Consider the following 13179-nt stretch of genomic DNA (forward strand, 5'->3'; position numbering starts at 1 on the left):
TTTATCCTTTTATTGTGCAGCTGTTAACAATAGCACTGACATTGGTGGCATTTCAACAGTTAAAACATTATTTTCAATTGTGAAGTTTGTGAATTCAACTGGTTTAACAACGTCTGGATTTTCGAAATCATTATGAGCATTCATAGAAGTAGCTGTTAATACAGTTCCTTTAACATTAGCTACACCATTTGTTAATCCTCTTAATTCAACATTTACAGTTGAACCTGTGTTGTAATCTAGATTACATAGAGTAATATTTACATCACCATTAGCTGCTTTAGATGCTGATGCTTGAACAGCCGGAAGCTTATCATCATTGTTTTCATAGCTAGCAACATTCGCATCAGTCGGAAGTAATGTTGCATCTTGGTGAACTTTGTACATATTAAACACGTGATATGTTGGTGTTTTAATCATCTTGTCACCTTCAGTTAATATCATTGACTGAAGTACATTAACGGTTTGAGCGATATTTGTCATTTGTACACGATCTGCATGATTATTGAAGATGTTCAAATGTAGACCAGCAACTAGTGCGTCACGAATCGTGTTTTGTTGATATAAGAATCCAGGATTTGTACCAGGCTCAACATCAAACCATGTACCCCACTCATCAATAATCATACCTACGCGTTTTTCTGGGTCAAATCTATCCATAATCGTACCGTGCTTTTCAATTAACTCTTCCATGAACAGTGATTTTTTCATTGTGATAAACCACTCATCTGTTGTGAAATCTGTTGCAGAACCTTTTCCTAACCAGAAATCACCTGGAATTGTGTAATAGTGAAGACTTAAACCATCCATCATTTTTCCTGCTTCACGCATAAGAACTTCTGTCCAGTTATAATCGTCAATATTCGCTCCACCAGCAATCTTGTAAATCTTATTGTCACCATAATTTCTTACATAGGTTTGGAAGCGACGGTATAGGTCAGCGTAATATTCTGGACGCATATTACCACCACAACCCCAGTTTTCATTTCCAACACCAAAGTACTTAAGTTTCCATGGTTCTTCTTTACCATTTTCAGCACGCCAGTTTGCCATCGGTGACTCACCATTAAATGTCATGTATTCAACCCACTCAGACATTTCTTGAACTGTACCGCTTCCTACGTTTCCACAAATATATGGCTCTGCCCCAAGAAGTTCACATAGCATCATGAACTCATGTGTACCGAAGTGATTATTTTCTACAACGCCGCCCCAATGGGTATTAACCATTCTTTTACGAGATTCTCTAGGACCTACGCCATCTTTCCAATGATACTCATCAGCAAAACAGCCACCTGGCCAACGTAATAGAGGAATTTGAATTTCCTTAAGCGCTTCCAATACGTCATTTCGAATTCCATTTGTATTCGGAATTGGAGAATCCTCACCTACCCATAGTCCTTCATAAATACAACGTCCTAAGTGTTCAGCAAAATGCCCATAAATATTTTTGTTGATTTTACCTTTATCAATATCAGTATTTACAATGATCGTGTTCTTTGTCATTTTTACACCTTCTTAGCATTAGTATTTTGTTCATAGTTTGATTGATTAACTAAAATATTAATCAATAATAAAACCATTAACACTTTATAGTGTAAGTATATTTATTAATAGAATACATGTCAATGTGTTTTCAATAAAAAGGATGAACTTATTTCGGACAATTTTCGCCTTCTTTCATGGAGACGTTTTACTTGACTTATCAATATTGTTTACGCTTTCTTAAATTACCATATTAATTAACCATTAGAGGACTTCTTGATCATGCCTTAATACTGTGTAATCTTCTTGTGAATATACTAACTAGAGTGTATAGTAAATTTACTAACCAATTTATTTTTTCTTATGGAGGATCCCCATGAATATAGATATATCGAACGAACATTTACCAGTTTACGAAGCACTTGCTAGTGCTGTTCGTTTAAAAATGATTCAATTACTTGCTCACCGACCAATGAATATTAGAGAACTAGCTGAAGCGACGGAATTAAGTAGTGCGATTATGACCATGCATGTTAAAAAACTTGAAAAAGCTGGCATTATTTATACGGATATGATACCAGGAAAAGCAGGCGTACAAAAATTATGTGTACTTGATGTAGAAAAAATTGAGATTGCCTTTCCTGCTAATCTGAGTCAAATTAAGGATTTTCACCAATTTGATGTGTCTGTTGGTCACTATACCGATTTTCAAATAGAGCCAACCTGTGGACTAGCTACAAGAGAGAAGATTATTGGTGAATTTGATGAGCCTCGCTATTTCCTTGATCATGATCGTGTAAATGCAAGTATACTCTGGTTCGGCCAAGGGTATGTTGAATATAAGATCCCTAATTTCTTACTTTCTAGTAACAAGCCTGAGGAGTTAGAGATTTCAATGGAACTTTCTTCGGAGGCACCTGATTCAAACAGTAATTGGCCCTCTGATATAAGCTTTTACCTAAATAATATCCTTTTAGGACAATGGACAAGTCCTGGTGACTTTGCAGATAACAAAGGAAAATATACACCTTCATGGTGGCCGAGTATTATCAATCAGTACGGTCTATTAAAGTTTCTTCGTGTTACTTCGACTGGCACATACATGGATGGCAACAAAATTTCTGATGTGACGATTGGAGATATAGGAATCCGTGATAAACAATGGACATTCCGAGTTGCTGTCAACAAAGATAGCGAGCATGTTGGAGGAGCTACATTATTTGGTGCTGGATTTGGAAACTATAATCAGGATATTATTTTCAGATTGTATTATACAAAAGAGCAAAAACAAAGCTAACCATTCGCCACCCTAAGGGAAGTAATTGCTGAACTTACCTAGGGTGGTTTTTATTGTTAATAGATTTATTATTGATTAATATTGTTATATATATGATAATGTAATCTATAGGTTAAAAGTAGCAGAGTTTTATTAATTGTAAATGAAAGGGTTTTCTACCTATATTGTGTTCTCTCTACTAACAACCTCTACAACAACACTAGTTTTACGATCTTAGGAGGTTTTTTATGAAAATGATTAAGAACTTAACCATTGTTGGGTGCTTATCTCTATTTTTAAGTGCTTGTAGTGGTAATGATTCAACACCAATGACTGAACCTAGCTTCTCAAACGTAACGGTTCATGATCCATCAATCATTAAAGCAGATGACACCTTTTATGTCTTTGGTTCACATCTTGCTTCTGCAAAATCAGAAAACTTAATGGATTGGACACAAGTCTCAAATGGTGTGCAAAAAGGGAATCCATTAATACCAGATGCACGTGAAGAAATGAAAGAAACATTTGAATGGGCTCAAACTGACACTTTTTGGGCAGCCGATGTGATCCAATTAGAAGATGGAAAATATTATATGTACTATAATGCATGTAAAGGCGATTCTCCAAGGTCTGCAATGGGACTTGCTGTATCTGACAATATAGAGGGCCCTTATGAAGATTTAGGGATTTTCATGAAATCTGGAATGTGGGACCAGCCTAGTGAGGATGGAACCATTTATGATGCGACGGTTCATCCTAATGCAGTCGATCCTGACACCTTCTATGATAATGAAGGAAAGTTATGGATGGTATATGGCTCATATTCAGGAGGAATTTATATTCTTGAAATGGACCCTGTAACAGGATTCCCGCTTGAAGGTCAAGGTTACGGTAAAAAATTATTAGGTGCAAATCATAGCCGTATTGAAGCACCATATATGATGTACAACCCTGATACAAAATATTACTATCTATTTCTTTCGTATGGTGGTCTAGATGCGATTGGTGGGTATAATATCCGTGTATCACGTTCAGAAAATCCTGATGGACCTTTCTATGATGTTGAAGATCAAGATATGATTCATGCACATGGAAAATCAGGAACAGTTTTTGATGATCTCTCAATCGAGCCTTATGGTGCGAAATTAGTTGGAAACTTTGACTTCGTTCAACTTGAAAGTGAAGAGAATACAATTAAAGAAACCGGATATGTCTCACCAGGACATAATTCCGCTTATTATGATGAAGAAACAGGAAAGTATTTCAATATCTTTCATACACGTTTCCCTAATTCTGGCGAACATCATGAGGTAAGGGTTCATCAAATGTTCTTTAATGAAGACGGTTGGCCGGTCATGGCCCCACATCGTTATGGTGGAGAAACGATTGAAGCTTATGATAAAAAAGAGGTTGTTGGTGAGTACAAATTTATTAATCACGGAAAAGATATTTCGTCATTAATCAAAGAGTCAGAGCTTATCACTCTTGAGAAAAATGGAAAAGTAACTGGTTATGTTAGTGGTGAATGGAAACAAACCGGTGAGAATTCAGTACAATTAGAAATCGATGGAGTCACATATGATGGTGTATTTTTACGCCAGTGGGATGAAGTAAACTCTAAAGAAGTAATGACATTCACAGCTTTATCTAATGATGGAACAGCTATTTGGGGAAGCCAGGTAGTAGAATAATAAGAAAAGCGCAAGGCGCCCGCTTATCGGCGACAGGCATAAGACGAGCCGGCTTGAAGGTTGCTTTTTAACCTTCTAGTCGGATTGGCTTATGACCCCGAGCCGATGGCGCCTGGAGCTAGACACTACGAAAAGCGCAAGCGCCTTGTTCAGCCCCGACAGGCATAAGGAGAATCACGCAGGAAATCCTGATTTCTGAAGTGATTTGACTTATGACCCCGAGGGGCTAGGCGCTGGAGCTAGACACTATGACTAATTACAAATTTAAATTTCTATTTTTAAACTAGGAGGCCTTTTCGACATAGGCCTCCTATTATTTTAAAGTGTAAAGTAGTTGATTTAACATTAGCTGCAATCAACTACTTATCTAAATGATTTACTATACTTTCAAAAATTATTAGCCATAGTACACTGAAACGATAGTAACAAAAGCAGGCTGAATACACGTAGACTCCTGCGGGATCAGTGGCCGAAGTGAGACCCCACAGGAGCAGTAGCGACGAGGAGGCTCACTGGTCACCCGCCGGACGCGGAGTGTATTTAGCCTGCGGCTTTAAAAGCAACAATTTATTCTAAAAAGCCTTAACTAATTTGAACTATTGAATCCGTCTTGATCGATTGATAACAAGCTTCAATCACCTTCATGTTTAACACAGCTTTTTCTCCTGGGTAAAGTAGTTCTAATGTTTCATCTAAAACAGCAGCAGAGAAATGTTCTACTTGAAGTACATATTGTTCTCCGATATAACTTTCCTCTCTTTTCACTGAACCTTTTTCGATGATCACTTTTCCGACATTTCCATTCACATCAGGACGAAATGCTGCTGGAACCTTAATGGTGCCTTCTGTTCCGATAATCTCATATTCTTGGCGAGAAGCCATATTAAAACTTGAATCAAAAACAACATCAACTCCGTTGTCCATCTTCATCTTAACAAACGATGTCGTTTCAACCTTGTATGTATCATCCACTATCGCATCTACCATGACTGATACTGGTTCGCTATCAAGCAGGTATCTGGAAGAGTGAATACAATAGCAGCCTACATCAAATATACTTCCTCCACCCATATTCGCGTCCATTCGAATGTTTGATTCACGGGAAACTGGATCCATAAAATATGAAAAACTAGATTTCATCAATTTCACTTCACCTATTTCACCCGATTTAAGGATTTCCTTTACTCGAGTATGCTGTGGATGAAATTGGTACATAAACGCTTCCATAAAACGTACACCATATTGTTTACAAACAGTAACCATGTCAAGCGTATCAGCAGCCGTAAGCGATGCTGGTTTTTCACATAATATGTGCTTTCCTTTTTGTGCAGCTTTTATGACCCATTCCTTATGTAAAAGGTTAGGAAGTGGAATGTAAACGGCATCAATTTCCTGATCATCGAGTAACTCTTCATAACTTGTATAAGCTTTAGGAATTTGTAAACTTTTTGCTACTTCAATTGCTTTTTCTCCTCGGCTAGCTATTGCAACAACTTCTGCATTCTTTGCACCTTTTATTGCCGGTATTAATTGTGTTAGTCCAATATTCGCTGTACTTAAAATTCCCCATTTTACTGTTGTCATCTTATCGCCTCCACTATTTATTATACTAATGATTGAATACTAGAAACAATCATTGAATTTAGATCCTACTAAAAATGCCTAACACCATTAAACCACATTGGAGTTAGGCATCCTTTCTTTCTCTTACTTTCTAAATTCTTTAAGGCCTTCATTTATTTCTTTCGTTTGCTGATAAATCATTTTATAGAGATCGAATAGCTTTTTATAAGCAGCCACATTTTCCTCAATAGGCGTAAATTTCTGAGCAGGCTCGGTGAACACATCTGCACATTCTTGAAGCGTGTTGAACCACCCAGAACCATAGGCAGCTAAAATCGCTGCTCCCATTCCAGGACCTTGCTCACTTTTCAGCTTAACAATTTCCGCCTGAAAGATATCTGCTTGAATTTGTAACCATGTATTATTTTTCGCTCCTCCGCCAATAGAGATAATGGTGTCAATTGTCTTCCCATTTTCACGGAAAATTTCAATTGACTCATTTAAGGAGAACGTAATTCCTTCTATGACAGAGCGAACAAAGTCAGGACGTGTATGTGATGTATCCCCACCAACAAAGCTTGCTCGAATAACCGAATCTGCATGTGGTGTTCTTTCACCAACGACATAAGGAGTAAACAATAGTCCATTTGATCCAACCGGTACTGTCTCTACTCCTTCTACAAAACTCTCGAAACTTTCATTAGCTGCAAATACATCCTTAAACCAACTAAGACTGTATCCTGCAGCAAGCGTCACGCCCATTGTATAGAACGCATCTTCTTTACCATGATTGAAATAGTGAACCTTACCTTCAAAATCAAGATCCCTATTAGATTCATACGATAAAATAACACCTGAGGTACCGATGCTACATAATGTCTTCCCTTCAGATAAAATCCCTGCCCCGATTGCTCCACAAGCATTGTCTGCTCCGCCTGCAAACACCTTTGTGCTTGCAGATAATCCAGTTGCATTTGCAAACACTGAATCAATCGTTCCAACACATTCATGTGACTCTACCAGTGGTGGGCATAAATCAACCGGTATATCAACTAAACGACAGATTTCTTCACTCCAACTTTTTTCAGCCACATTTAATAAAAGTGTTCCAGCAGCATCCGAATATTCACTATGTAACATACCTGTTATTCGGTAGCGCAAATAATCCTTTGGTAACAAAAAGACTGAAGCTTCAGCAAATACTTCTGGTTCATTTTCCTTAACCCATAATAGTTTTGGTAAAGTGAATCCCTCAAGTGCTGGATTTTTTGTAATGTGAAGTAACTTTTCTTTTCCAACTAGATTATAGATGTCTTGACATTGCTTTGTAGTTCTTGTGTCATTCCAAAGAATCGCTTGACGGAGGACTTGGTTAGAATTATTTAGTAAGACTAATCCATGCATCTGACCAGAGAAGCTAATCCCTTCGATGTCTTCTACATTCCCTTTAAATTGATGGAGGATGTCAGTAATAGCAACGGTCGTTTTTTCTACCCACTCCTCAGGATCTTGTTCACTGTATCCTGATCTTTCTTGAATGAGTGGATATGATTTTGATGTTTCGTGGGTGACATCACCTTGTTGATTGACTAGTAAGACTTTAACCGCACTTGTTCCTAAGTCGACACCAAGTACATATTTCATTGTGTTCTTCATCTCCTATAAAAAAGGATGTGCTATGGTCACTAACACATCCTTTTGTTAATTTTGCTATTTTGATAGTAGGTCTGTTGTAGTTACCATTCGCTACAGTCCGTTCGCGCCGCGGGCAGTGCTGAAAGTTTAAAAAATATTAAACAGTTACACCTGCTGATACGTTTAGGATATAGCGGTTGATTGTTGCTTTTAGTAGTTCTTGACGGCCTGATTTGTTTTGGATTTCTGGTAAGTCTAATGCGTATGCTTCAAGTTTATGAAGATCTGTTTTTCCTTCGACAATATCAAGGCCAATTCCTTGTGTGAAGCTACTGTAACGATCTGCAACGAAATCATCTAACACCTTATCATCAATTAACTTCTGTGCTACTTTTAACCCGATTGCAAAGCTGTCCATACCAGCAATATGAGCATGGAATAAGTCGTCAGTATCAAATGAGCCTCTACGAACCTTTGCATCAAAGTTTAGCCCACCTTTACCAAGTCCACCGTTTTTAATAATTTCATACATTGCTAGTGTTGTTGTATAAAGGTCTGTTGGGAATTCATCTGTATCCCACCCAAGTAGTGTATTTCCTTGATTTGCATCGACTGAACCTAGCATTCCATTAATTCTGGCAAGATGTAATTCATGCTCAAAAGTGTGTCCTGCAAGTGTAGCGTGGTTAGCTTCAATATTAAATTTGAAAGAATCTGTTAGATCATATTTTTGTAAGAATGCTAGACCAGTTGCCACATCAAAATCGTATTGATGAGTTGATGGCTCTTTTGGTTTTGGCTCAATTAAGAATGGTGCGTCAAAGCCAATTTCCTTCGCATAATCCACAGCTAAGTGGAAGAAACGAGCTAAGTTATCTAACTCAAGACCCATATCTGTATTTAGTAGTGTTTCATAGCCTTCACGGCCACCCCAGAATACATAGTTTTCCGCTCCTAATTCTTTCCCTACCTCAAGTCCTTTCTTTACTTTTGCGGCTGAATAGGCGAAAACATCCGCATTACAAGAAGTTGCTGCTCCATGAACATAACGAGGGTTTGAGAACATATTTGCCGTGTTCCATAATAATTTCGTGTTGCTAGTTTTCATATATTCTTTAATCATCGAGATAATTACATCGAGATTTTTATTCGTTTCTCTTAACGTACTTCCTTCTGGTGCTACGTCCACATCATGGAAGCAAAAGAATGGTGCGTTCATCTTTTCAAAAAATTCAAAAGCAGCCTCAACACGTGCTTTAGCCAAATCCAAACCAGTCAAATGATTCCATGGACGAAGTGCTGTGCCTACACCAAATGGGTCAGAACCGTCACCTGTAAATGTATGCCAGTAAGCAATCGAATAACGAAGATATTCTTTCATTGATTGACCGCCCACGATCTCCTCTGGGTTGTAGTATTTAAATGCAAATGGATTGTTTGAATCAGAACCTTCAAATTTAATTTGGTTAACATTCGGGAAATAAGTCATTATACGTTCCTCCTAAAGATTATTGGTTAAAAACTAATAAACTAGCATTTAATTAAAACTAAGGTTGTAAGCGTTTTTATGTAACAACTTAATCTGAGTATATCACCAGAAACTTACTTTGTCTATCCAATAAACAAAGTTTATGGTAAAATTATTTTATCAAAAGTCTATTTCTACAGGAGCGAAAACGATGCAATTAACATGGAATCAACAGGTTGTTAAACGTAATAATAAATCTCTAGTTCTACAAATGATTAAAGAACAAACTCCTCTTTCCCGTGCAGAGATCTCACAGCGCACCGGTTTAAATAAGTCAACTGTGTCTTCATTAGTAACTGAATTATTGGATGATGAACTCGTATATGAAACTGGACCAGGTGAATCGAGTGGTGGTAGACGTCCTGTGATGCTTTTATTTAATCATATTGCAGGCTATTCAATTGGCATTGATATAGGAGTGAATTATCTATTAGGAATTCTGACTGATCTTCAAGGAAAAATTATTTCTGAAAAGAACATTCCTTTACATGAGCTTGATTATAAAAAAGTAATGAATCAAGTAAATCAAATGATTACTCATTTAATAGATATGGCTCCAACCAGTAGATACGGTGTAGTTGGTATTGGAATTGGTGTCCCCGGTATAGTGGATGAAAAAGGAGAAATCTTACTAGCACCTAATCTTGGTTGGAAAGATACTTTGATTAAGGAAGAACTTGAAGAAACGTTTCAGCTCCCAGTCATTATAGAAAATGAAGCAAATGCTGGGGCATATGGTGAAATGAGATTTGGTGCAGGCCAACTTTTTGAAAATATTACTTATATAAGTGCAAGTATCGGGATTGGTGTTGGCTTTATTTTAAAAAGTGAATTATATCGTGGGAAGAATGGCTTCTCCGGAGAATCTGGTCACATGATGATTGATATGAACGGTAGAAAATGTAGCTGTGGTAGAAATGGCTGCTGGGAAGCATATGCCTCAGAGCACGCACTTCTTAATGAAGCAAAACAGCTATTAAAAGTAGATCTCACTTTAGAACAATTGATTGATGAGGGTAAAAAGGCAAACCCAGAAGTCATTGCTCTATTTAAAAGAGTGGGACAATATTTAGGAATTGGGATTACTAATTTAGTTAATACACTTAACCCACAACAAGTGATCATTGGAAATCGAATGTCAATGGCAAAGGAATATCTTCAGGAAACAGTAAATTATACAATTCTTGAGCAATCTCTGCCTTTTCATCATAAAAACCTATCGATTCAATTTTCAGAGTTAACGATTTACTCTGCAGCGCTCGGGGTTTCAGCGTTTGTCGTTGAAAACTTTTTTATAACAGAGGAATTAGTTGAGCAAACATAAATTCTGTTTGATGATTGACAAATAATTGTCTAATTCTCATAATTTAAGTTTGGTGCATTTGTTAAAAAGGAGCTATTCTATGACGATAAAAAAAGCGGTTAAACCCATTCATCCATTATATGACCCGTGGGAAGCATACTTAGATTTCGAGGAATATCAACAGCTTTCCTTGACAAATATTGAATTCACAACCACAACTCTTTGTAACATGAGATGTGAACATTGTGCAGTTGGCTACACATTACAAACAATAGATCCAAATGCATTACCTATTGAGCTAATTTTAAAGAGACTGGATGAAATCCCTGCACTTCGCACCTTAAGTATCACAGGTGGTGAACCGATGCTGTCTCTTCAATCAGTAAATAATTATGTAGTTCCTATTTTAAAATATGCTCACGAACGTGGAGTTCGTACACAAATTAATTCAAACCTAACATTAGAACTTTCACGGTATGAGAAAATTATTCCGTATCTTGACGTACTCCACATCTCACATAATTGGGGAACGGTTAACGATTTTGTAGAGGGTGGCTTTGAGATGATGGAAAAAAAGCCATCCTTTGAACAACGTGTGAAATATTTTGACCGGATGATTGAAAATGCGAAAAGCTTAAGCAACTCTGGTATTCTAGTATCTGCAGAAACGATGCTTAATAAACGAACACTCCCTTATATGAAAGAAATACATGAGCAAATAGTTGGTGAAATGCAATGTGCAAGACATGAGATTCATCCAATGTACCCAAGTGATTTTGCTAGTAAACTCGAAACTCTTTCACTTTCAGAAATTAGAGAAGCAATTCATCAATTACTTGATATTAGAGATGAAAATACATGGATGCTCTTTGGAACTCTTCCGTTTTATGCTTGCAGCACGAATGAAGATGATCTTCAATTATTAAAAAGACTTTATACTAGCAAAAATGTGACAGTTAGGAATGACCCTGATGGACGTTCAAGATTAAACGTGAATATATTCACTGGGGAAATCATAGTTACAGATTTTGGAGATGCACCACCATTAGGGAATATTAAAGACACTCCCCTTCCGAATGCGTATAAGAATTGGAACCACTCCAAACTTGCACGTTCAATCAATTGTCAGTGTCATGAAGTTAAATGTTTAGGACCAAACCTTCTCGTAAAAGATGCATACTATAACGAGATTGACTTTACGAAAAATAAAGCCGCACTTACATTTGAGTAGTGTAAATTCTTTAGTAGGGCTGTCCCATAAGTGCCTAGCACTTTGCTTCTGGGACAGCCCCTTTATATATATTATTCCTTCGGCATCCAAATACGATAATTCCCACTTAAAGCCAGCATACTAAACAAGTACAAACAGTTATCATAATACCTTCTCACACCTGTTCTTACTGGTGTATTCCAAAATAGTTCAACTGATTCACGAGCATGTGGACCATCAACAGTAGCTAATGCAGCCATCGCATTTGTTGAAATTAATCCAACAGGATGCAAAGATTTTTCTTCAAATGCCGCGCCATCGATTTTATATCGACGATAATCCTCAGGCTGTTTATCAGCAAAAAAAGCTTGAATTTTATCTGCTTGCTCAGTTTGCCACGGGTCTTCTCTAAACCACTCATAATCCAAACCGATATTAGCTGCAACACGATAAGAATCACTGAAAAAATGACCATATCCTTTCTCATCATTTGGCGTTCCATCATAAAATGCATACTCTGGTGCCAACCCTGTTTCGGGATGACACGAGATTTTCAAATAATCTCGACTTTCTTTCGCCGCTTCCTTCCAAAATGGACGATCCTCTGGGTTAGCCCATAATGCAAACAGCTCATAGAAATGTGGGAGATGATATGATGGGTCTGAGTATTCTACCTCAGGAACAAACTTAATCAATTTATTATTAGGATTCCACATTGGATAACCGTCATTATTTTCTCCCTTATGAATACAATCACTCAAAAGCTGTCTTGCTTGAGCACTGTAGTTGTATGGCTCTTCCCCATCTCCCCACCGATGTGATGCGAAAAACAAAGCTAGTGCGAAAAACTCTTCTCCATCAGGAGCAGGACCATATGCATTTTTCGTTCCATCAGGTTTACAAGACCAAGCAAAATAACCTGCATGCAACCCTTCAGTCATATACATATTTTTCTTTGTCCAATACCATATACGATCAAATACATCCTTCTTATCAAGCTGAACGGCCATCATCATCCCATAGGACATGCCTTCTGTTCTGACATCTAGATTCCCTGTATCTAGTAAATAGCCACTCTTTTCATTTGATTCATAATAAATCTTTGTATCTTCATCACCATAAAAAATTTTATCCCAGCTATCCTCAAGTCTAGCCTGAATCTCTTCTTCAGAATATCCATATTCCTTAAATAAGTTTCGATAAACACCCGTATAAAATGAACCCTTGTTTGTCAAAGTCGTCATTTGTATTCCTCCCTTATTTTTAATAGGCTGTTTTCGTAAACTTTGTTGCTATTTTATTAAAGGTAGTAGTTGATTTCCCAGGTACGAGCTTTCCGCGGGGCGGGCGCTGAGCCGCAAATCCCGCAGGAGTCTCGCACCCGTTCCAATCAACCAGTACCATATAATGCATAATAAATCTTACTATAAACAACAATCTTTTAGAAAAGAGCCTTTTAATAAGAAGTTATCCTTGGCTTTCTTTCACCTT

General features: G+C 37.3%; 9 protein-coding genes. 4 read left to right on the forward strand and 5 right to left on the reverse strand.

Going from position 1 to position 13179, the window contains the following annotated elements:
- Positions 1-9: 9 nt before the first annotated feature.
- Positions 10-1503 carry an alpha-N-arabinofuranosidase gene (locus BLQ56_RS01130; RefSeq protein WP_090849295.1) on the reverse strand — a complete coding sequence of 498 codons (1494 nt, stop codon included), beginning with the start codon at positions 1501-1503 and terminating at the stop codon, positions 10-12.
- Positions 1504-1858: 355 nt separating this feature from the next.
- Between BLQ56_RS01130 and BLQ56_RS01135 the strand changes: the two genes are divergently transcribed.
- The gene (locus BLQ56_RS01135) at positions 1859-2779 is read left to right on the forward strand and encodes an ArsR/SmtB family transcription factor (protein ID WP_090849296.1); all 921 of its coding nucleotides are present in this window, start codon (positions 1859-1861) and stop codon (positions 2777-2779) included.
- A 227-nt stretch (positions 2780-3006) separates the two neighbouring features.
- Positions 3007-4449 carry an arabinan endo-1,5-alpha-L-arabinosidase AbnB gene (locus BLQ56_RS01140; RefSeq protein WP_386756453.1) on the forward strand — a complete coding sequence of 481 codons (1443 nt, stop codon included), beginning with the start codon at positions 3007-3009 and terminating at the stop codon, positions 4447-4449.
- 582 nt (positions 4450-5031) lie between these two features.
- Here the strand turns inward: BLQ56_RS01140 and BLQ56_RS01145 are convergent.
- The 3 genes from BLQ56_RS01145 to xylA form a co-directional block, all read right to left on the reverse strand.
- Positions 5032-6033 (reverse strand): Gfo/Idh/MocA family protein, encoded by a 1002-nt coding sequence (locus BLQ56_RS01145; RefSeq protein ID WP_090849297.1) that lies wholly within the window; start codon positions 6031-6033, stop codon positions 5032-5034.
- Between the two features lie 123 nt (positions 6034-6156).
- On the reverse strand, positions 6157-7656 hold the full coding sequence (gene xylB / locus BLQ56_RS01150) for a xylulokinase (RefSeq protein WP_090849298.1): 1500 nt from the start codon (positions 7654-7656) through the stop codon (positions 6157-6159).
- 148 nt (positions 7657-7804) lie between these two features.
- Positions 7805-9136 carry a xylose isomerase gene (gene xylA, locus BLQ56_RS01155; protein WP_090849299.1) on the reverse strand — a complete coding sequence of 444 codons (1332 nt, stop codon included), beginning with the start codon at positions 9134-9136 and terminating at the stop codon, positions 7805-7807.
- A 190-nt stretch (positions 9137-9326) separates the two neighbouring features.
- Here xylA and BLQ56_RS01160 point away from each other — a divergent pair, with 190 nt between their 5' ends.
- Both BLQ56_RS01160 and yfkAB read left to right on the forward strand, forming a co-directional pair.
- The gene (locus tag BLQ56_RS01160; protein WP_090849300.1) at positions 9327-10499 is read left to right on the forward strand and encodes an ROK family transcriptional regulator; all 1173 of its coding nucleotides are present in this window, start codon (positions 9327-9329) and stop codon (positions 10497-10499) included.
- A 79-nt stretch (positions 10500-10578) separates the two neighbouring features.
- Positions 10579-11709, forward strand: a complete 1131-nt coding sequence (gene yfkAB / locus BLQ56_RS01165) for a radical SAM/CxCxxxxC motif protein YfkAB (protein ID WP_090849301.1) — start codon at positions 10579-10581, stop codon at positions 11707-11709.
- A gap of 71 nt (positions 11710-11780) precedes the next feature.
- On the opposite strand, the gene BLQ56_RS01170 is transcribed toward yfkAB, so the two are convergent.
- Positions 11781-12932, reverse strand: coding sequence for a family 8 glycosyl hydrolase (locus tag BLQ56_RS01170; protein ID WP_175490142.1), 1152 nt, complete (start codon positions 12930-12932; stop codon positions 11781-11783).
- Positions 12933-13179 lie beyond the last annotated feature (247 nt).

The sequence above is a fragment of the Litchfieldia salsa genome, from assembly GCF_900104555.1.
GTDB lineage: Bacteria > Bacillota > Bacilli > Bacillales > Bacillaceae_L > Litchfieldia > Litchfieldia salsa.